15 protein-coding genes are annotated in these 21,424 nt (G+C 58.7%); 4 read left to right on the top strand and 11 right to left on the bottom strand.

Annotated features, from left to right (window positions below):
- Positions 1 to 603 precede the first annotated feature (603 nt).
- The 3 genes from AZE99_RS06405 to AZE99_RS06395 all read right to left on the bottom strand — a co-directional run bounded on the left by AZE99_RS06405 (position 604) and on the right by AZE99_RS06395 (position 4,576).
- Positions 604 to 1,371: a sulfite exporter TauE/SafE family protein gene (locus AZE99_RS06405; protein WP_067199012.1), complete on the bottom strand. Its 768-nt coding sequence runs from the start codon at positions 1,369 to 1,371 to the stop codon at positions 604 to 606.
- Positions 1,372 to 1,403: 32 nt separating this feature from the next.
- On the bottom strand, positions 1,404 to 4,145 hold the full coding sequence (gene secA, locus AZE99_RS06400; protein WP_067199010.1) for a preprotein translocase subunit SecA: 2,742 nt from the start codon (positions 4,143 to 4,145) through the stop codon (positions 1,404 to 1,406).
- 104 nt (positions 4,146 to 4,249) lie between these two features.
- On the bottom strand, positions 4,250 to 4,576 hold the full coding sequence (locus AZE99_RS06395) for a hypothetical protein (protein WP_156472126.1): 327 nt from the start codon (positions 4,574 to 4,576) through the stop codon (positions 4,250 to 4,252).
- Between the two features lie 59 nt (positions 4,577 to 4,635).
- Between AZE99_RS06395 and argJ the strand changes: the two genes are divergently transcribed.
- Together argJ and AZE99_RS06385 are read left to right on the top strand one after the other, a co-directional pair.
- The gene (gene argJ, locus AZE99_RS06390) at positions 4,636 to 5,865 is read left to right on the top strand and encodes a bifunctional glutamate N-acetyltransferase/amino-acid acetyltransferase ArgJ (protein ID WP_067199006.1); all 1,230 of its coding nucleotides are present in this window, start codon (positions 4,636 to 4,638) and stop codon (positions 5,863 to 5,865) included.
- A 4-nt stretch (positions 5,866 to 5,869) separates the two neighbouring features.
- The gene (locus AZE99_RS06385) at positions 5,870 to 6,676 is read left to right on the top strand and encodes an inositol monophosphatase family protein (protein ID WP_067199004.1); all 807 of its coding nucleotides are present in this window, start codon (positions 5,870 to 5,872) and stop codon (positions 6,674 to 6,676) included.
- Here the strand turns inward: AZE99_RS06385 and trxA are convergent.
- From trxA to AZE99_RS06350, 7 genes are all read right to left on the bottom strand, one after another.
- The gene (gene trxA, locus AZE99_RS06380) at positions 6,673 to 6,999 is read right to left on the bottom strand and encodes a thioredoxin TrxA (protein WP_067199002.1); all 327 of its coding nucleotides are present in this window, start codon (positions 6,997 to 6,999) and stop codon (positions 6,673 to 6,675) included. The genes AZE99_RS06385 and trxA overlap by 4 nt on opposite strands.
- Before the next feature lie 75 nt (positions 7,000 to 7,074).
- Complete coding sequence (gene addA, locus AZE99_RS06375) at positions 7,075 to 10,527, bottom strand: double-strand break repair helicase AddA (RefSeq protein WP_067199001.1); 3,453 nt, start codon at positions 10,525 to 10,527, stop codon at positions 7,075 to 7,077.
- Entirely contained in the window at positions 10,520 to 13,519 is a 3,000-nt protein-coding gene (gene addB / locus AZE99_RS06370) for a double-strand break repair protein AddB (protein ID WP_067199000.1), read from the bottom strand. Before addB ends, addA begins: the two co-directional genes overlap by 8 nt.
- Positions 13,512 to 14,228: a nucleotidyltransferase family protein gene (locus tag AZE99_RS06365; protein ID WP_067198999.1), complete on the bottom strand. Its 717-nt coding sequence runs from the start codon at positions 14,226 to 14,228 to the stop codon at positions 13,512 to 13,514. Before AZE99_RS06365 ends, addB begins: the two co-directional genes overlap by 8 nt.
- Positions 14,225 to 15,211 carry an aminoglycoside phosphotransferase family protein gene (locus tag AZE99_RS06360; RefSeq protein ID WP_067203356.1) on the bottom strand — a complete coding sequence of 329 codons (987 nt, stop codon included), beginning with the start codon at positions 15,209 to 15,211 and terminating at the stop codon, positions 14,225 to 14,227. The genes AZE99_RS06365 and AZE99_RS06360 overlap by 4 nt, the downstream gene beginning before the upstream one ends.
- Positions 15,208 to 15,654, bottom strand: a complete 447-nt coding sequence (gene tsaE, locus AZE99_RS06355) for a tRNA (adenosine(37)-N6)-threonylcarbamoyltransferase complex ATPase subunit type 1 TsaE (RefSeq protein WP_067198997.1) — start codon at positions 15,652 to 15,654, stop codon at positions 15,208 to 15,210. The genes AZE99_RS06360 and tsaE overlap by 4 nt, the downstream gene beginning before the upstream one ends.
- A gap of 4 nt (positions 15,655 to 15,658) precedes the next feature.
- Positions 15,659 to 17,890, bottom strand: coding sequence for a sensor histidine kinase (locus AZE99_RS06350; protein ID WP_335339236.1), 2,232 nt, complete (start codon positions 17,888 to 17,890; stop codon positions 15,659 to 15,661).
- Between the two features lie 233 nt (positions 17,891 to 18,123).
- Between AZE99_RS06350 and moaB the strand changes: the two genes are divergently transcribed.
- The gene (moaB, locus tag AZE99_RS06345; protein WP_067198994.1) at positions 18,124 to 18,651 is read left to right on the top strand and encodes a molybdenum cofactor biosynthesis protein B; all 528 of its coding nucleotides are present in this window, start codon (positions 18,124 to 18,126) and stop codon (positions 18,649 to 18,651) included.
- Positions 18,652 to 18,699: 48 nt separating this feature from the next.
- On the top strand, positions 18,700 to 19,797 hold the full coding sequence (locus tag AZE99_RS06340) for a PA0069 family radical SAM protein (RefSeq protein WP_067198993.1): 1,098 nt from the start codon (positions 18,700 to 18,702) through the stop codon (positions 19,795 to 19,797).
- On the opposite strand, the gene AZE99_RS06335 is transcribed toward AZE99_RS06340, so the two are convergent.
- Positions 19,794 to 21,401 carry a long-chain fatty acid--CoA ligase gene (locus AZE99_RS06335; protein ID WP_067198991.1) on the bottom strand — a complete coding sequence of 536 codons (1,608 nt, stop codon included), beginning with the start codon at positions 21,399 to 21,401 and terminating at the stop codon, positions 19,794 to 19,796. The two genes, AZE99_RS06340 and AZE99_RS06335, sit on opposite strands and share 4 nt — an antisense overlap.
- Between the last annotated feature and the right edge of the window lie 23 nt (positions 21,402 to 21,424).

The following is a 21,424-nucleotide window of genomic DNA, read 5'->3' as shown; positions in this document are numbered from 1 at the left end:
CGCATTTTTTTGGCGCGTTCAAGAAACGGCATCGGTTTATCAGAATCAGGATGTTGCAGGAAAGCAGGGCTTTGGCGGATGATCGCGGCAACCTGAATCCACAGGACTCGTATCGGAAACTTGACAGCAAAGACCGGTTTTATTTTCCGCGACCTTTGTCCCAAAAACGCGGATGTCCTAGCTTTTTGCGCCGCGAACCGTGCGGCGAGTGTAACCTTTCAACCCGCTCTGGCAATCGATCAGCTTAATCTATGCGGGCGTACGGCAGAGACATGGTCAAATGCATATTGTCAAAGCGCCTGTCCTGACCGGGGCAAGACGCCAGTGAAGACGATAAACGATTCCGGTCGGTATAGGACAGCGCCTTGCCAATGATGATTGCGCCTTCTCCCCAGCGGGAGAAGGATAGGAAATCTTGCCGCGCAACTGTCAGCGCAGGCGGCTAGATGCATTGGGATGTGGGTGTTCCGACATTGAGTTGTAATGCTCTGCGGTCCCGCCACCTTCATCCCAACGGACTAGGAAGAAAGGCAATTTCAGCAGACTGTCCCAGCAATAGCTTCGGCCAAGCGAAAGCGCGAACGCTGCAACAGGCATCATGTTTCAAACCCATAAAATTCTCACGGCTACATATAAAATCAGCAAGGCCGTCAGTCGCCTGATCCAAATCTCCGGCAGTGCCTTGCTGGCCAATATGCTGCCGACCTGCCCGCCGAGCAGCACGCCGAGGAACAGCGGCCAATAGGCAAAAATTGCCTCGCTGCCGCTGCTCCATCCGGATTTCATCAATTGCCCAGCCAGACCGGCGATTGAGTTGACCAGGATGAACACGCTGGCGGTGGCGGCGATCCGGCGGCTGTCGGCCCAGCGGGAGAGCAGCAGGATCGGGGCGAGGAAGATTCCGCCGCCGATGCCGACCATGCCGGATAGAAAGCCTATACCGGAGCCGACGGCGGGGGCGAATAGCCTGTGGTCTGTCCATTGCCCATCGGGAGCGCTGTCCCCTGCCCGTTTGATGAAAGGCTCGATGATCAGCAATATGCTCGCAGCCGCCAGCGACAGGCCGAGCAGCAGCATGAAACTGTCCTGTTCCAGGACCATGCGGCCGCCGAGCCAGGCGGCCGGCACGGATAATAGCAAAATCGGCGAGATTTTTACCCAGTCGATCAGGCCGCGTGACTGGAAACGGATGGTCCCGCCGGTCACGACGATGATATTGCACAATAGAGCAATGACCGGCAGCGCCCGATAATCGAGCGCGGCCAGCGCCAGCAGGGCGATATAGGTGGAGCCGCCGCCAAATCCGACGCTGGCGTAGAGCGCCGCTGTTAGCGCAAACAGCAGCGCCAGGCCGAGAATTGAAAAACCCATCTCAGTTCCCGCCTGGCCGCCGACGTTTCAGATCAAAATTTGCCGTGACAATGCTTGTATTTTCGGCCCGAACCACAGGGACAAGGCGCGTTGCGGCTGACCTTGCTGCCGTCAAACGCGTCATTCGGATTGTCCAGCTGTCCCGATTGCCGTGGCGGCAAAGCGGTTGAAACTGTCCCCAAAGTGCCGCCGTCGATATCATTGCTGTTATCTTCGCCGGTCAACGGATCGATATGGGTGGTCAGGAAGTCCGGCAGCTCCGGCAGGTCGGGTACGACAAGCTCTTCCGGCTGGTTGAACTGGCTGATCGCGATGGTCTTGGTCACGCCTTCGCGGATGATTTCCAGCATCCGCTCGAACAGGCCGAACGCTTCCTGCTTATATTCGTCGAGCGGTTTTTTCTGGGCATAGGCACGCAGGAAAACGACCTGACGCAGCGCATCCAGGGTGGCGAGATGCTCTTTCCAGTGATGGTCGAGCAATTCGAGCAGGATCGATTTTTCGATATCTTCCCAAACGCCAGGTTTTTCAGCGTCGACCTGAGCTTTTTTCGCAGCAAAATCGGCATCGGCCATTTCGGCGATCCGGGTCTCGATCATCTCGGGCTCGACCGCGTCTTCCTGCAGCCAGCTGTCGAAATCCGGCGTGAGGTTGAGCACGTCCTGAACGCGAGTCTTGAGACCTTCAATATCCCATTGTTCAGGATAGCTGCCCGGCGGGCAGGCATCGGCAACCATCGCGTTGACGGTTTCGTGCCGCATGTCTTCGACCACATCGCCAACTGTTTCCGCATCCATGATTTCCGAGCGCTGCTCGTAGATAACCTTGCGCTGGTCATTCATCACGTCATCATATTCAACGACCTGCTTGCGCGCTTCGTAATTGCGCGCCTCGACCTTTTTCTGTGCCGTTTCAATGGCTTTGGACAGCCATTTGCCACCGATTGCCTCGCCGTCCTCGAGATTCTTGTTCATCATCTTGGCGAACATCGTTTCGGTCCCAAAGATACGCAGCAGATCATCTTCGAGACAGAGATAGAAGCGGCTGAGGCCCGGATCACCCTGACGACCGGAGCGGCCGCGCAGCTGGTTATCAATCCGGCGGCTTTCATGCCGTTCGGTGCCGAGAACGAACAGACCGCCCGCCTCTCTCACCGTTGCGCGCAATGCCCGCACTTCTTCCTCGATCTTGGCGATGGCCTTGTCTCTTTCCGGCCCCTCTTCCATGTCGCCCAGCTCTTCCTCGATCCTGAAATCGATATTGCCGCCGAGCTGAATATCGGTACCGCGGCCCGCCATGTTGGTCGCGATTGTGACCGCCCCGGGAGAACCGGCCTGCGCCACGATATGCGCTTCCTGTTCGTGGAATCGGGCGTTGAGAACATTGTGCACGACGCCTTCCTTGTTCAGAAAGTCGGAGAGCAGTTCCGATTTTTCGATCGAAACCGTACCGACCAGAACGGGCTGCCCCTTGTCGCTATGTTCCTTGACGGTTTTTGCAATGGCGGCAAATTTGTCGAGCGTATTCTTGTAGAATTCGTCATTCTCGTCGATCCGCAGGACCGGCTTGTTGGTCGGGATGGTAACGACGTTCATCTTGTAGATTTCGAAGAATTCCGCCGCTTCGGTTTCCGCGGTGCCGGTCATGCCGGACAATTTGGGATACATGCGGAAATAATTCTGGAAGGTAATCGACGCCATGGTCTGGTTTTCGGGCTCGATCTGAACGCCTTCCTTGGCCTCGACTGCCTGGTGCAGACCGTTTGACCAGCGCCGTCCGTCCATCATCCGGCCGGTAAATTCATCGATGATGATGACCTTGCCATCCTTGACGATATAGTCGGTGTCGCGCTTGCGCATGACATTGGCCATCAACGCCTGGTTGAGGTGATGGACGACCTGGGTATTTTCGAAATCATAGAGATTGTCGCCGACCAGCAGACCGGCCTCTTCGAGCAGGCGTTCCGCCTTTTCCGTGCCCTCTTCGGTCAGCGAAATATTGCGCGATTTCTCGTCTTTTTCATAATCTTCTTCGGTGATATTCTGGACCACCGCGTTGACCTGCAAATAGAGATCGGACTTGTCATCGGTCGGTCCTGAAATGATCAGCGGCGTCCGGGCTTCGTCGATCAGGATCGAATCGACCTCGTCGACAATCGCGAAGTTGAACGGCCGCTGGACCATCTGGGCCCGCTCGTGCTTCATATTGTCGCGCAGATAGTCGAAGCCGAATTCATTGTTGGTGCCGTAAGTAATATCGGCAGCATAGGCTGCCCGGCGCTTGTCTTCGCCGAGATTCGGCACGATCACGCCGACTTCCAGGCCGAGGAAATTATAGACCTGGCTCATCCATTCCGCATCGCGGCGGGCGAGATAGTCGTTGACGGTGACAACGTGCACGCCCTTGCCGTCGATTGCATTGAGGTAACAGGCAAGCGTCGCGACCAGGGTTTTACCTTCACCGGTGCGCATTTCGGCGATTTCGCCGCGATGGAGCACGATACCGCCGATCAACTGCACATCATAATGGCGCTGACCCAAAGCCCGCTTCGCAGCTTCCCGCACGACCGCAAAAGCTTCCGGCAAAATGTCGTCGAGCGATTCACCGCCGGCGACCCGTTCCTTGAAATAGGGCGTTTTCGCCGCAAGTTCTTCATCCGACAGAACTTCGATCGCTGGTTCAAATGCGTTGACCGCATCAACCACTTTCTGCATGGATTTCACATAGCGGTCATTGGCTGACCCGAAGATGGATTTGGCTATATTGCCGAGCATGACATTTCCAATTTATAGATTTTTTCCGGCCAATCAAAGCCGGGAACAGGATGAATTTAGGGGGAATCGCTTGCCATTCAATAGCGGCAAGGCCGAGAAGGGCGCTAGGGCGCGCCTTCTTCATGCTCCAGCTTGTCGCCAACTTCGCTGCGTATCGCAACGACGGCCCACACTGGTCTCATGCTGCCGGTTCTGACTGCGAGGCGTGACTTGGAAAGGCAGGCTTTCACTGTAGCGCAGAACGGATGATCCGATGATCCGAGCCTTGCCGTTTCGACAAGTGCAGATGGCCCCGCGACTGCGGATTCAGACAGATTGGCGGCGCTTTCCAGTTCGGGCACCATGCGTTCCGCAGCCGCTGCCGACGCAGGCACGGCGAGGCCGACAGCGTTGAATAGCAGCAACATAAAACTTGCAAAATATGCGTTCATGGACAAGGCCTCGTCAATATCAGCGCGTTCTATCAAAACATAATATAAAGGCAAGTTAAGTGTCCGACAAACTTTCGCCTCTGGCGCCCGCCCAATATCCAGTTTTACCCGAAATTGCAGGCGTCACCCGTCGCATAGCGCGTGCGCAATATAAGGATTGGGATCGCTGCGACCTGACCTTTGTCGAACTGGCTGCGGGTACGTCGGTCGCCGGGGTGCTGACCCAGAGTAAATGCCCTTCCCCGGAAGTCGAATATTGCCGGGAAGCCCTCCACGGCGGCAAGGCGCGCGGCCTGGTCGTCAACGCTGGCAATGCCAATGCCTTTACCGGTGCGCGGGGCATGGCGGCGGTGCAGAAAATATTATCACTGGCCTCGGCTCATCTCGGATGCACCGAGCATGAGATATTCGTTTCCTCGACAGGGGTGATCGGCGTGCCCCTGCCCCAGGACAAGGCCGAAGCGGGCCTGAAAGCTGTGTTCGAAGCTGAGCCCTGCAGCTGGAAAGACGCGGCGGCAACGATTATGACTACCGATACTTTCCCGAAAATGGCGACGACAAGCGCGATCATTGGCGGCCAGACCGTCCATCTCAACGGGATTATCAAGGGTTCCGGCATGATCGCCCCCGATATGGCGACGATGCTCGGCTATATTTTTACCGATGCGACGGTTGATGCCGGCCTGCTGCAGCGGATGCTGAGCGCGGCGACGGCAAAAAGCTTCAACTGCATCACCGTCGACAGCGATACATCGACCAGCGATACAGTGCTGGCCATTGCCACCGGCCAGAACATAGCCCCTGCCCTGACGTCATTCGATGACGCTGGTGCCGATGCCTTTCAGGCGGCGCTCGCCGATCTGTGCATGCAGATGGCGCATCTGGTGGTCCGCGATGGCGAAGGCGCGAGCAAATTTATCGAAATTGCGGTAACCGGAGCGGACAGTGACGGCAGCGCCAAGCGCATTGCCCTCTCGATCGCCAACTCGCCGCTCGTCAAGACCGCCATTGCCGGCGAGGACGCCAATTGGGGGCGCGTCGTCATGGCCGTCGGCAAGGCCGGTGAGCCGGCCAACCGCGACCTGCTGGCGATCAGCTTCGGCGGCGTCACCGTGGCCCGCGACGGGCTGGTCGTGCCGAATTATGACGAAGCGCCGGTGGCGGCGCATCTCAAGGGCAGCGAGATCGACATCGCGGTCGACATTGGGCTGGGCAATGGCAGGGCAACGGTCTGGACCTGCGATTTGACCCACGGTTATATCGATATCAACGCGGATTACAGGAGCTAGGCGCATGCATTCCCTCTATCAGCCCGTTCTCGACATAATCGAAAACGCGTCGCGCGATATTGTTATGCCCTATTACCAGAATCTGAAATCGCATCAGGTTGACGAAAAAACGCCGGGAGATCTGGTCACTGTTGCGGACCATCTCAGCGAGGAATATATTGCCGGGGTGCTCTCTGCGCTGCTCCCGGAAACCAAGATCGTCGGCGAGGAAGCCTTTGCCACCGATGAAGCGGTGCTGGATCAACTGGCCGATGGTCAGGTCTGCATCATTGATCCGATCGACGGGACCGGAAATTATGCCGCCGGACGGCCGCCTTTCGGGATCATGATAGCCCTGGTCGAGCAGAATGAAACCGTTGCCGGCTGGCTCTACGACCCGTTGACCGGGCGCATCTGCCATGCCGATAAAAATGGTGGCGCTTTCATCAATGGAGATCGGGTCACCGTTCCGGAAGATCATCCGGAAAGACCGGTTGCGGCGCTGGCCACGGGGTTCATGACTTCCGAAGAGCGGGAAACATTATTGGCCGCTGCCGGACCTTTTTACGAAATTGTCGACATTCCGCGCTGTGCCGCAGAACAATATCCGCGGCTTGTGCAGGGAAGCAATCATATTTCGGTATTTCAGCGGACTCTGCCGTGGGACCATGCGTCGGGCGTGTTATTCCTCAACGAAGCTGGCGGAAAATGCGCACGCTGGGACGGTTCTGATTATCGCCCCGCAGACCGTAGGAAAGGCCTGCTCGGCGCCTCATCACCGAAACTCTGGGGCGAGGCAGCCGAGCGGCTCGGGGATATTTTTAAACCTTAGGCAGGCAGGCTGGATTCGAGCCAGGTTTTCAGCTGGCTTTTTGGAGCCGCGCCAACCTTGGTTTCAACCGGAACGCCGTTGTTGAACAGGATCATGGTCGGAATGCCGCGTACGCCATATTTCGCCGGCGCATCCGGGCTGTCGTCGATATTAAGCTTGGCAATGGTCACCTTTCCGGCCAGTTCATCGCTGATTTCTTCGAGCGCGGGGCCGATCATCTTGCAGGGGCCGCACCATTCTGCCCAGAAATCGACGAGCACGGGGCCGTCAGCCTTCAGGACATCGCCTTCAAAACTTGCGTCGGTAATTGCTTTGGTAGCCATAACGAATCTCCAATTGTTCTAACCCTATTTAGGTATGGTCGCGCCGCTGCTCAAGCGCAGTAGCGGAAAGGATTTTCATATCGGCTCAAAGCCGGGCTTGTGCCGGTCGATCAGATCCGGGGAAAGTTCCAGCATTTGCGGACCGTGCGAGTAGAGCAGACCGGCCTTGATCGGGCGATCCGGGAAGATTTTTTCCAGCGCGGCGACATAGGCCGCCATCTGGCGCAGATAGGCGACGGGCGCCTGTTCGGCATCGTCGGGAACCCTGCGGCCGGTCTTGAAATCGACGACATAGATATAATCATCGGTGATCAGCAAGCGGTCGACCGTGCCGGAGATGACATGTTCGCCGACCACCGCGGCTATCGGCGCTTCTGCGAGACTTTCCGGTGCAAAAAGAGCGGACCAGACCGGATTGTCCATGACCGCCAGAACCGTCGTGATAATCTCTGCACGGCGAGCAGGATCGGCGATCTGCTTCTGCTTTTCCAGCCAGCGGTCGGCGACATCCATCCGGCGATCCGGCACGATATTGGGCAATCGCTGGAACAGGCTGTGCAGCAATATGCCTCGTTCGGCAGCATCGCGCATGGTCAGATCCGGCGGCGGGTTGCTGGCATCATCGGGGCCAAGATGCGATGGAGTCAGGGGTCGCGGCGGGCGCGATTCTTCCGGTGCCGGCCGAAATAGCCAGTCCGGCGGCGGTGCTTTTCCAGCACCATGGTCGCTACCATCGTCGATGACAGATGGTGTCGCGGGCCTGTTCCGGCTCTCCGTCCGATATTCGCGCACCGCGAACCAGTCCGGGTCTTCGCGCCATTCGCTGCCCAAGGTCGTCAGGCCGCGCTCGATCGCGCCATACCAGCTTAGTTCCGGCACTTCGCCATTCGCTCTGGGTCCGAGAACACCCGCCACCACCAGATGTTCTTCCGCCCGGGTCATCGCGACGTAGAGCAGCCGCCAATGTTCTTCCATCGCAACCTTGTCGGCATAGGCCGCATGTTCGGCCAATATGCCGACGCGCTCGGCCTTGCGGACCGGCACCACCGGATATTCCCGTTCGCGATCGGTCCCCTCGCCCAGTTTGATGCTGAAACCGCCGCTTTTCTTGCTCGCCGGATCGAAAGTCGCATTGGCAAGGATCACCAAAGGCGCCTGCAAGCCCTTCGCGCCGTGCACGGTCATCAGCCGCACTTCATTGCCGCCCTCGACCTGCTCGCGCTTGATTTCGACATCACCGCGGTCGAACCAGTCCAGGAACCCTTGCAAGGTCGGGATATGGTCCCGCTCAAAGGCCAGGGCGGTCGCCAGCAATTCGTCGAGCGGGTCGACCGCCGCATGGCTAAGCCGGGACAACAATTTGCGCCTGCCCTGCATCGGGCCGGACAAGATCGTTTCGAGAAATTGGTAAGGCGTGTTGAAATCGGCCATCGCCAGCAATTGCTGCAACGGCTTTATCTGTTCGCCCAGCCCGTCCTGCCGGCGCAGAAATTTCCAGAGGCTCTTCTCGCCATTGGCCTTGCCGCGATGACCACGCGCTAGCAGACCCTCTTGCGTCCAGCCGAGCAAAGGCGAGACCAGCAAGCTAGCGAGATTGAGATCATCATTGGGCTGCAGCACGAAGCGGATGGCCGCGAGCATATCCTGCACCACCAGCGGCTGGTTCAGGCGGATACGGTCGATCCCGGCGACCGGAACCTTTTCGGCAAACAGGCGAGCGACGATCAGCGCGCTCAGCTCGTCGCGCTTGCTCACCAATATCAATATATCCTTGGGTTGCAGCGCCCGGTTTTGACGATCCAGCCAAAGCGGGTTTTCCGGCGACAGCCATTGCTTGATCTGCACCGCCAGCTGCTGGGCGAAGACCCGTTTTTCCTCGCTGGCCCAGGACTCCTCATCCTCGTCATCACCGTCGCTGGTGTTGGCGATCGGCTTCCACAAAGTCACGCTGCCGCTGGAGTCGAGATAATTGCTGCGATGATCGGGGATTTTCTCGTCGAGACCCAGTTGCTCGTGGCTAAGCTGTTCCAGCGTTGCATCGACAACCTTCAATATCGGCGGTGTGGAACGGAAACTGCGATCCAGCGACAGGTCGCCGAACGGCTTTTCCGATGCCTCTGCCAGAGCGAAAAACTCGGTTCGCGCATTGGCATAATTATGCGGACTAGTGCCCTGAAATCCGAAGATCGCCTGTTTGAAATCGCCGACGGTGAACAATGTCCGGTGCCGTTCGGGCTCCACGCCCATGCCGGCAAAAAATTCACCAGCCAGCGCCCGGACAATATCCCATTGCGCGACATTGGTGTCCTGCGCCTCGTCGATCAAGATGTGATCGGTGCGCTGGTCGAGCTTGTAGCGGATCCAGGCCGCCATATCGCTTTTCTGCAAGAGCCGGGCGGTCATCCGGATCATGTCGTCAAAGTCGACAACGCCGTGCAATTTCTTGGCGTCAGCGTAGCGATGGTAGAAAGCCTGCCCGGCCTGTAAGGCACCTGCGAACAGATCGGCATATTCGAACAGCACCGCCTTTTCGAGCAGGCCGTTGCTCCATTCGAACAGCGATCCGGCGATGAAATCATAGTCCGGCAGGGCTCTGAGTAGGCCCTTTGTGGGTTTGGGCGGCGCGCCGGTGGTCTTGGTCGCCCAGGCCAGATGGACATCCGGCAGGGCGGCAGCGCGTTCCTGCGGATTGAGGGTCAGCCACAGGCGAATCGCCAGTTGCCGCTCCTGTTCCTTCTTGCCGCCAGCTTCTGCCATTGCATCGCGCAACAGGGTGATCGCGCGGAGGTCGATCGCTTCGTCGCTGCAACGATCCGCCAGCCACGACTGCGCATCGCCGTCAATCGGCAGACCGAGCAGCCCGCGGACGAACGGCAATATACCAGAGGGCAGTCCCTCCATCGCATCGGCCTTGGCCGCGCAGGCCATCAGAAAATGCTCGGTCGCCTCTTCGCCCATCCGGACGCTCAGGCGCTGGATCGCCTCGATGATCTGCGGACGCCTGGCCTGTTCCTCGTCGAGCAACAGATCACCCAGCGCCTCGCGCGCCAAAATTTTCTGGTCGCGCGCCTCAATCGGCTTGAACATAGAGGCGATACCGGCCTCCTCCGGAAAAGAGGCAAGCAAGGACTGGCAGAAGCCGTGGATGGTCATGATCCTGAGGCCACCACCTTGCGCATCGAGCACGCGGGCAAACAAGGTCCGCGCGCGATCTCTGGTTTCCGGTCCGGTCGATGCGCCGATTGCAGCAAGGTCGCTGGCCAGCCTGACATCATCCATCCGCACCCAGGCGGCCAGTTGCCGGTTGATCCGTTCCGCCATTTCCGCCGCGCCGGCCTTGGTGAAGGTCAGGCAGAGAATATGTTCGGGATCGACCTTTTCGGTCAGCAGCAGGCGAAATACCCGCGCGGTCAGGACCTGGGTCTTGCCGGTGCCCGCCGATGCGCTGAGCCAGATGTGGGCATCAGGCTCAACCGCATCGATCTGCCGGTCCTTGAGCGGAAAGATTTTTGGCTTGGCGCTACTCATCGTCAGCCATTTCTGCCGGTGCACGACCGTACCATTCCTCGAGCCGCATCAGCTGGTCATAATCGGCGTAGCGGGCATATTCCGGATGCAGCTTGGCGGTCATCGGCTCGCTGCCCTTCAGATATTGATCGGCGGCCTCGTTGAACCGGGCGACGGCATGGTCGACCATCGCGTCCGCCGGGATGATATTCTCGCCGCGTCCCTTTGCGGGCGAGCGGATATAGCCGAAATCGTCGGTGCCGCCCTTTTTCGCCAGCGACCAATATTCGAAGGCAACCGCCTCACCTTCAATATCCTTGAACCCGCCGAGTTCGGCGATGGCAGCCAGCAGGCCAAGCTGCAGATTATAGCCCTCGGCCACCGCCTTGTTGCTCGGCGCACCGCCGGTCTTGTAGTCGACAATCGCGATACCGCCATCGGGCATCCGGTCGATGCGGTCGGCGATGCCGGACAGTTCGACACCAGCAATCTCGGCCTTGCCGTAAATTTCCGAGGCCAGCGGTTCGCGGCCCGTCTTGCGACCCTCCGCCAGCGTAGCGGCGATCCAGTCCAGCCCTTCCAGCAGGCGCGGCGCCCACAGGCTGCGCATCAGCGGGTGCAGGCCGGGATCATTGAGAAATGCCTGCGCCCGTTTGCGCAACGCCGCCGGCGCATAATCATCCTCTCTCGCCCATTGGTCGAGAATGTCGTGAATGACGGTCCCGCGCCAGGCCGCGCTCGGGTCGGCGTCGATCATGTCGAGCGCGGCAAATCCCATGATCTTCTTCGCATAGAAGGAATAGGGATCGGCGATCAGGCTATCGACCTGAGTGACCGAAATAGGAATAAGGCGCTGTTCCCTGCTCGGCAGGGGCGCTGGACGGACATAGGGCGCGGGTTCGCTTTCCGGCTGGTCGATAGCGGACAACCAGGCTCGGGCCTGCGGATGTTCCTTCAGATTGTCGCCGCACATGCCCTTCAGCCGGAGCAGGAAACGCGAAGCAATGGCGGGACCGGAATCATCCCGGTGCGCCCGGGAGAGGATGACCTTCCTCGCTCCCATTGCGCCGACCAGATCGTGCGCGGAAAGACCGATTTGCCGCTCCTGCGCCGGCAGGCCGAGCGATTTGCGGATCATCGGCGCGAGCCACGGATCGGGCGTAATCGCCTGCGGCCAGCTGCCCTCGTTGAGGCCGCAGCAGATCACCAGTTCCGACTGTTGCAGCCGCGCTTCCAGCAAACCGTAAAGCGCGATCCGAGGATGGCCGCCATAAGGCGGACGAACAGAAATATCGGCCATCAGGGTCTCGAAATAGCCGGGCAGTTCATTTGCCTTGATGCGGATCGGTCCCATTTCCGCGCGAATCTGCAGCTTCGCCAGCAGGTCGGCCAGTTCCCGGCCGCCCGGACCGGCCCAGATCGCGCCCTCGGTCAAATTTTCGGCCAATTGCCTCAGCTGGTCGAGAAGCTTGGGCCAGTCGAGCGAAGAGGCGAAGAGACTTTCCATCGGCTCGAACATCGTGCGCACCGATTGCCACCATGGCGTGATGGCGGCGCGCAATTTCTTTGTCCGGTGATTCTCGGCCTTCAGCAGCGCGTCAATGCCCGCCAGTCCCGGTGCCGGGCGCGGGCCGCGCAGCAGCAGGTCGAGCCTGCGGACATGGTCGAGCCATTGCAACCGCCCTTCCCCGCGCTGCACCAGCGGGTGTTTGAGCAAGGCTAGAAATTCCGCCGGCGGGAAACCGTCCGCGACCGCAGCCAGCAGGTTCAGGAAAAAAACGCCTTCCGGCAGTTTCGCCAAGGGCTGGCCAGCGGTGTCATCGACCTGAATTTCCCAGCGTTTCAGATGGGCCGAGATACGGGTCGCCAATGATCGGTCCGGCGTTACAATTGCTACCCGCTGATCCGGATCTTCCAGTGCTTCGCGCGCCAGAAGGGCGATGATCTGGGCTTCCTCGGCGCTGTTGCGCGCCTCGACCGTCTGCACCCCGGCAAGGCTGCGTTCGCTGCTGTCCAGCGTCTGCCAGCGTACCGTCAGTTTCGGGATCGCGAAGGCATTGCTCAGCGCCCGGCTGCGCCTGGCCGCCGCGCCGCTTTCGCCGGTACGCGGCCAGCGCAAGATTTCGCCGCGCGCGATCGACATGCGGTCGAGCAGCAATTTCATATGATATTGCGGGTGGGTTTCCTGCGCGCGCTTTGTGTAACCGCTGTCCGGGTCGGGCTGGAACGGGCCGAGCAGTTCCCATTCCTCGTCCGGCATGATCAGGTCGAGGTCTGGCAAGACCACCAGCCCCTGGGGCATGAAGGATATGGTTTCCAGAAAACGGGCAATGGCCGGAGCGGAGGTGGTGATGCCGGCCGCGACGACGAAATGATCGGGCGGCGAGGTCTTCCAGCTTTTCGCGATATGATCAAATAGGGCATTGCGGCGCACCGCCTGATCGACCCGCTGCCATTTTTCCAGCTGCTGCCGCCATTTCTCGGCGATGATCAGGAAGAAGCGGTAGGAATCCTGCCAGTGGCTGGACAGGTCGAGACTTTCTGGCTCAGTCTTCATCAGGTCGGCCAGCGAGATTTCCTCGACATTCAGCTGGTCGAGCGTGCTGGCAAATTCGCGCGCCAGCCGCAGCGCATCCTTCGCCAATATGGCATCGTCGCGCAGCCGGATTTCCTTCTGGATCAGTTGCGCCAGCGTGAGCAGGCGATCCATCGGATCGACGGCGGCCGGAATATCGAGCGCCAATTCCCCGGAATCGAGCGCGACACCGATTGATTCGTCCAGATCGAGATCGCCGATCACCGCCATTTGCGGCAACAACAGCCCGTCTTCGCTCAGCCGGACAAAAGCTTCCTGCAGCGCGCGCTGCGCCCGGTTGTTGGGCAAGATGACGAGGCCGCGGGCGAGCCCGAAGGCGTCCTTGGCAAATCGGTCGATCAGTCCCTGTGCCAGCGCATCAGCGAAACCGCCGTGTGCGGCGATATTGTAGATGGATGGTCGGCGGCGGTCAGACATTCGCCAGCGCGGCTTCTGTCGGCGCTATCGCTTGCGGCGAGCCGACCTCGAACCATTGGCCGTGGTGAACTGTGCCAAACAGACGACCTTCGCCGATGGCGCGCTCCCAGAAGATATTGGTTGAAAAAGGACCGGTGGGCGCATCGCGCAGCAGCCGTTTCGAGATCAGCTGGATGCCCGAATAGATCAGCGGCGCCTTCTGGTCGGGAAGCTTGCGCGAAATCCGCTGCTCGCCATCGAGATGGAAATCACCATGGCCCTGATAATTGTGAGCGGCCTCCCGCTCAATCAGCAGCAGCAGCGCGTCCATCCTGTCCTCGTCCCATGCTTCCGCCAGCTGCAGCAGGCTGTTGGCTGGCCCATCGGTCCATAGATTGTCGCTGTTGATGCAGAAGAAAATATCTTCCGCGATCAGCGGCTGTGCCTGCACCAGTCCGCCGCCGGTCTCCAGCAGCTGCGCCCGCTCGTCGGACACCTGAATATCGATCGGATAAGGCAAGGCGGCCAGATGCGCTTCCATCATGTCGGCGAGATAATGCACGTTGACCACAGCCTTGCCTATTCCCGCTGCGACAAGCTTTTCGAAACAATGATCGATCATTGCCTTGCCGGCGACCTCGACCAACGGCTTGGGCCGCGCTTCGGTCAGCGGCCGCATGCGTTTGCCAAGTCCAGCCGCCATGATCATCGCGGTGTCGACTTTGATCATTGGGCTGCTTTCGCTGCTGGCATCGGGCGGCTGCGGACCTCGTGCGGAATATTCCGGCCGAACCATTCTGCCATCGGTTGCAGCGCAGGATGACGCAGATCTTTCTCCAGCAGGCGCCACATTCTCGGCAGGAAATCGAGATAGCGGGCCTTGCCGTCCCGCATGCAGAGACGCGTGAAGATGCCGATGATCTTGGTGTTCCGCTGCGCGCCCAATATGGCATAATGGCGGCGAAATTCGTCCGCCGCATCCTGGTCATGACCGGCGAGATAATATGCGAGCATATTCTCTTCCAGTTCATCCGGCACATCGCGGCGGGCATCCTGCAACATCGAGACCAGATCATAGGCAGGATGGCCCATCAGAGCATCCTGGAAATCCAGCAGGCCGAGCCGGCCGTCATCCAGCAGCATGATATTCTCGGCGTGATAGTCGCGCATCACCGTGACCGGCGGATATTGCGCCGCGATCACGGGCGCGAGAATGCCCCGCCAGATCGCTTCGAAACCCTCTGCATCGACATCCAGTTGCTGCGCCGGACAATACCATTCGGTCAGCAAATTCGCTTCGCGTAGATATTGCGCCTCGTCATAGGGCGGCAGCGCCGCCGCCGGTGCCTTGTGCAGGTCCCGGAGCAGATCAATCACCCGACGATAGATCGCGTCCTCGTCCTGCGGATGGTCGTCAAGATGTTCGCGCATCCGCTGGTCTCCGAAATCCTCCAGCAGCACCAAACCCTGGTCGAGATCGCGGGCGAAAATCTCGGGCGCGGCAAATCCGGCTCCGACCAGATATTCGGCAATCGCGATAAACGGTTTCGGATCTTCATGCGGCGGGGGAGCATCCATCAATATGGCCCGGCGATCACCGTCACGGACGCGGAAATAGCGGCGGAAAGACGCATCTCCCGCAACCGGCGACAGTTCTGCATCGCGCCATCCATATTGTGTCAAAAATTCTGCCGCTGCTGCTGGCGGTTTCATGTCAGTGGCCATCGTTTGTTCCAAGCGTCCCCGGCTGTCCAAGTCAACCGACGATTGCCCTCCCCGGTAATTTCCAATTCAATATTGAGAGCATCCGTCCAGAAACTGTCGGGCATCCGGTCAGGCCATTCGACGATCATGGCGCCATCGACCAGCGCGTCTTCCAGACCGAGTTCGGGAATTTCTTCCGGGTCATCGATCCGGTAGAGATCGACATGGGCGACCGGGATCCTGGTTTCGGGCGGTTCATAGGGCTGGACAATCGCGAAGGTCGGACTGGGCACTTCCCCGTCATAGTCCAGTCCCTGCAATATGCCTCTCGCCAATGTCGTTTTTCCGGCACCCAGCGTGCCCCGCAGCGCGATCTTGTCCCCGGCCCGCAGCAGCGCGCCCAGTTTCCGCCCGACATCCAGGGTCGCTTGCTCGTTTTCCAATATCAGCATTGTCTCATTGCCGCGGCAGATGCAGGGTGACCAGCGTACCCTGCCCGGGTTCGGAGGTCAGGGTTAGGTCACCGCCATGGGCGCGGACCAACTGGCGCGCCAGCGGTAGCCCGAGGCCGCCCGCTTTTTGATTGGCCTTCTGGTCCCGAGACCGGGCGAAACTGTCAAAGACCTTGGACTGCTCGCCGGCGGTCATCCCGGGGCCATTGTCCGATATGTGGATCAGAGCCTGCTTCACATCCCCGGATCCGTGAATGAGCAACCGCCCGCCTTCGTTGGTATATTTGATCGCATTGTCGACAATTTGCGAAATGGCCTGGGTCAGCCTTTTCTTGTCAGCCATCGCCGAGCCAAGCTTCTCATCCAGTTGCAACTCCACACCGATCGCCTTGGCGGAAGCATCGTCAGCGAAATGGCCCGCTATATCCTCGATCATCCTCTTCAGATTGACCTTCTCCTTGGCTATCGGCAGCGCGCCGGCTTCGCTTTGGCTGAGATCGAGAACATTTTCGATCTGGTTGCCCAGACGTTTGACCGACTGCAGGATGGCGCGCACATATTCGTGGCCCTTATCGGTCAGCGGTCCGGCAATGCCCTGATCCAGAAGCTCCGCAAAACCGCCGATGGAGGTAAGCGGAGTCCGGAATTCGTAGCTCATGTTGGACAGGAAACTGCCCTTTATCGAGTCGGCCTCGACCAGCGCCTCGTTGCGTTCGCGCAGCGCCTGTTCGATCCGGTAGCTGTCCGAAATATCGAGCATGGTGAACAGCGCATTGCCATCGGGCAAGGGAATCGCGGCAAATTCAAACCGCCGGCCATCGGCGAAGTTGAGACGTCCGCCCTTCTGCTGCCGCTCGGTCGTCGCGCTGCGCACCATTTCCCGCACTTCCGAAATGCGGGCTGGCTGTTTCAACTGCCCCGCCATTTTCTGCATCAGCGAATCCACCCGCGGATGCTTGCTAAGGTCGGTTTCATCGAGACCCCAATTATTAGCAAATTGATGGTTCCAGATGTTCAGCTTGCCGTCAGCTGCGAACACCGCGAGGGACTCGAACAGATTGTCGAACGTCGCTGTCCTGACCCTGAGCAAGGTATCGCGGGCGCTCGCCAGCTGGACCTGTTCGGTACGGTCTTCGAAAATGACCAGCAATCCACCGTCCGGTGTCGGATTGGCGAGCACCCTGAGGTGGGTACCATCGGCCAGCAACCAGTTTTCCTCACTTGCTCTGGTGGCCTGAAACCAGCCGGTTCGTTCTTCGCGCCATTCCGGAAAATCACGGACCTCCGGAAGGCGGTTCATTTCGCGCATGCGGTCCAGAACACGCGGAAATTCCGGCCGCTCCGCTATCCATTGCCGACGCATGGAAAAAATGCGCTGGAACGGCAGATTGCAGAATCTCAGCGATTTGTCCGGACCAAACTGGGCCACGCCGGCGGAAATCTTGTCGAGCATGTCACGCTGCGATTCACCGAAACGTCGCTGTTCCCGCCGCGCATCATCCAGTTCCTGAATATCGATCGCATAGCCAGCAATGCCCGGCTTACCCAGCGGCACGTCGACCACCTGCATCATGCGTCGTTCACCGCCCACCGTCGTCGCAACGATCCGTTCGAGTGGCTCACCTCTATCCCGCGCACGGGCCGCGGCATGTGCCGGGCTGAAGCCATCGACCGGTTCCACCAGCTCGATTCCCTTGGCAATCACCTGTTCGCCATTGGCGGCATCGACAGCGGCAACATAAGCGCTGTTGACCAATGTCAGGCGCAAATCTGGAGATCGGTGCCACATCGGAACCGGCGCTGCCTCAATCAAGGCAGAGAGCGCATCAAATGCCGCGCGTGCCGCTTCGTTTTCCTCGCGTAGCTTCGCTATCTGCCCTTCGCTGTCGGTGGCATCAAAAACCCATAAAAGAGCGCTGCCATTGGGGGCAATCTTCTGATCCGCCAGTCCGCCACGGATCAGCAGGGACTTGTCCGAACCGACAATTTTAATGGCCCGAACAAAACTGTTTCCGGTTTTTTGGGCAAGATTGACATCCTTCATCAGAGCATCGAGATCCTGTCGGATCATCCCGCGGGATTCTTCGTGCAATTCTGAAATATGCGCAGGCAGGTGATCGAAACCAAGCCAGTGCATCAGCCGTTGGGAAGCCTCCAATTTGCCGTCTGATCGCACCAGCAGTGGCAAAGCAGGAGATGTTTCGAGCAATCGCCCCAATCTGCCGGATTGACGCAAGGTGGACTCCGCCCTGGCCTTCATCGCCAGGCCCGTCCAAATTGCCCAAGCGGCACCACCGAGCCAGGCAGCAAGAATGAGGCCCAAAATTACAGCAGTGAGATCCGGAACACTCGACATTGACTATTGCGATTAGACGGATAGTTAACCTTCGAAAACCCCTATTCTTTATGACTTGGAAAAGCGCGACGGACTAAGCTATTCTTCCCGTCGCAATAAAGCGGAGAACAGCCATGCCGATTGACGAAAGCCGGACCTTCAAGCCGATCAATATCGCGTTGCTGACCGTTTCCGATACACGCACGCCAAAAGAAGACACGTCGGGCGACATATTGGCCGAGCGGATCGAGAAAAAGGGCCATATATTATTCTATCGCAACCTGTTGAGAGACGAAAAGTCCATCCTTGTCGCGCAGCTCCACCAGTGGATTGACGATGAACAGGTCGATGTCATCATCACCACCGGCGGCACCGGCTTGACTGGCCGCGATATTACCCCGGAAGCGCTTAATGCAGTCAAGGACAAGGATATTCCCGGGTTCGGCGAATTGTTCCGCTATCTGAGCATTGCCAAAATCGGCACCTCCACTGTGCAATCCCGCGCGTGCGCCGTGGTCGCACGCGGCACCTATATATTTGCGCTGCCGGGCTCCAATGGCGCGGTCAAAGATGGCTGGGACGGCATATTGGATACGCAGCTCGACAGCCGCCACCGGCCCTGCAATTTTGTCGAACTGATCCCCAGGCTACTTGAAAAATAGCTATTCAATTCATTTGTTCTTTATATGTTCTCATGGTATGAAGAACGAATGCGCGACAAAAGCCGAATATATCCAGACGCAAGAAAAGGCCGGGGTGCGCCATCCAACGAAGTATCGCAACGGTTCAATCTTCAGGACCGCGAGATCGACGGCGACTGGCTGGATGAAAGAGACATTATCGGAGACGGCGCCGCCAAGCTGAGAACCGACGTCACGATCGAATATCCCAAATCGATCATCAGCTACAACCAGTCACCCGACCTGCCGTTTGACCGGTCAATCAACGCTTATCGCGGATGCGAACATGGCTGCGTCTATTGTTACGCGCGGCCTACCCACGCTTATCATGACCTGTCCCCCGGGCTCGACTTCGAAAGCAAGCTGTTCGCCAAACCCAATGCTGCGGACTTGATCCGCCAGACATTTGCCAAACCGAATTATCAGCCAGCCAGCCTTGCCATCGGGACCAACACCGACCCGTATCAGCCGATCGAGAAACGCTACAAGATCACCCGGCAGATATTGGAAGTCATGCTGGAGACTTTCCATCCGGTGGTGATTACAACCAAATCCAATCGCGTGGTCGAGGATGTCGACTTGCTGGCACAGCTGGCCGCGCAACAGCTCACGGCAGTGGCGATTTCCGTCACCACTCTCGATCCACAGACGGCGCGTTTGCTGGAGCCCAGAGCGCCCGCTCCCGCACGGAGACTGGAAGCTGTGCGAGCCCTCAGCAACGCCGGCATATATGTGCACGTCAATATTGCACCGGTCGTTCCCGGCATTACCGATCACGAGATTGAATCGATTGTTGCTGCCGCGGCAGATTGGGGCGCCACGAGCATCTCCTTCATCCCCATGCGCCTGCCACATGAAGTCGCACCGCTGTTCGAACAATGGCTCGAAAGCCATTATCCGGAGCGGAAATCCAAAGTGATGAGCATCGTCCGGCAAATCCGCGGCGGCAAGCGCAACGATCCCGATTTCCACAGCCGCATGCGTGGTCAGGGCCCATGGGCCGACCTGATCCGCACCCGGATTGGCATCGCGTCGCGCAAGGCCGGAGTCGGCAAGGCCAAGCTCAAGCTCAGAACCGATCTGTTCCGGCGCCCGATAATCAAGGGCAGCCAGTTTGAACTTTTTTAAGCTTCGACCAGGCTTTTCAGCTGATATTCCCGATATTCGTCGCGTAACGCTCGTTTCAGAATCTTGCCTGTAGCCGTGTGCGGCACCTCATCGACAAATTTCACTTCGTCGGGCAGCCACCATTTGGCAACCTTGTCGCCGAGATATTCGATCACATCGGTTTCCGACACATCGCTGCCCGGCTTGCGCACCACCAGCAGCAAAGGCCGCTCGTCCCATTTCGGATGATAGACGCCAACCGCAGCCGCTTCGGCGACCCCGGGACAACCGACAGCGGCATTTTCCAGTTCGATCGAGCTGATCCACTCGCCGCCGGACTTGATCACATCCTTGGCCCGGTCGGTAATCTGCATAGTGCCGTCAGGATGCAGCACGGCGACATCGCCCGTATCAAACCAGCCATCATCTTCCACGGCATCCTCATCCGCTCGATAATAGCGCTTGATGATCCATGGCCCGCGAATTTCGAGCGTGCCGCTGGTTTTGCCATCGCGCGGTGCAACATTGCCTTCTTCATCAACCACGCGCAATTCGACGCCAAAGGGCGGCCTGCCCTGCTTGCAAATGATATCGACCTGCTGATCAAAGTTCAGTTCGTCCCAGTTTGCCGGCAGCGCGCCGGTTGTTCCGATCGGCGATGTCTCGGTCATGCCCCAGGCATGGGCGACGCGAATGCCGCTTTTCATCAACCGTTCGATCATCGACCGGGGACAGGCCGAGCCGCCGATCACGACCACGCCCAATTTGCCATAGTCACCGCCATTTTCATCCATATCGGCAAACATCGACAGCCAGACCGTCGGCACACCGGCACTATGGGTGACACCTTCCTCGCGGATCAATTTCCATAATACCTGTGCTTCGTTGCTGGCGGAAAAGACCATTTTTGCACCGACCGCGGCACAGGCAAAGGGCAATCCCCAGGCATTGGCGTGGAACATCGGCACGACCGGCAACATCACCGAGCGGGTTGCCAGATCCATCACATCGGGCTGCACCTCGGTAATCGCATGAATGACGTTCGAGCGATGCTCGTACAGCACGCCTTTCGGATTGCCGGTGGTGCCGCTGGTGTAGCAGAGGCCACAAGGATCATTTTCATCGACATCGACCCATTCGAATTCTCCGTCTTCCGCATCAACAAGCTCGCGAAATGTAGGATAGTCGCCTTTCTCGCCATCAAACTGGATATAATGTTCGACCGATTTGAGCTGAGGCTTGAGCATTTCGACGACTGGCGCGAACATTTTGTCGAACAGCAAGACGCGGTCTTCGGCATGGTTGATGATATAGACCAGCTGCTCCTCGAACAGACGCGGATTAACCGTATGGAGGACGCCCCCGATACCGGCCGAACCATACCAGCTGATCAGATGATGGGCGTGATTCATGGCGATTGTGGCGATCCGATCGCCTTTCTTCATTCCAAGCCGCTGCAATGCCTGAGAGAATTTTCGCGATTCAAGCCCGATTTCGGCCCAGTTGCTGCGCGTGACATTGCCATCCGCCCAATAGCTGACAATCTCGCGGTCACCATGCTCCCTTGCAGCATGATCGATCAGATTGGTGATCTTGAGCGAACTCGCTTGCATCGCACCGGCCATATTTTCTCTCCACATAAGTTATA

Source organism: Sphingorhabdus sp. M41, assembly GCF_001586275.1.
Lineage (GTDB): Bacteria > Pseudomonadota > Alphaproteobacteria > Sphingomonadales > Sphingomonadaceae > Parasphingorhabdus.
The sequence above is the reverse complement of the archived record's forward strand: the minus strand, read 5'-3'. Positions and strand labels throughout refer to the sequence as shown.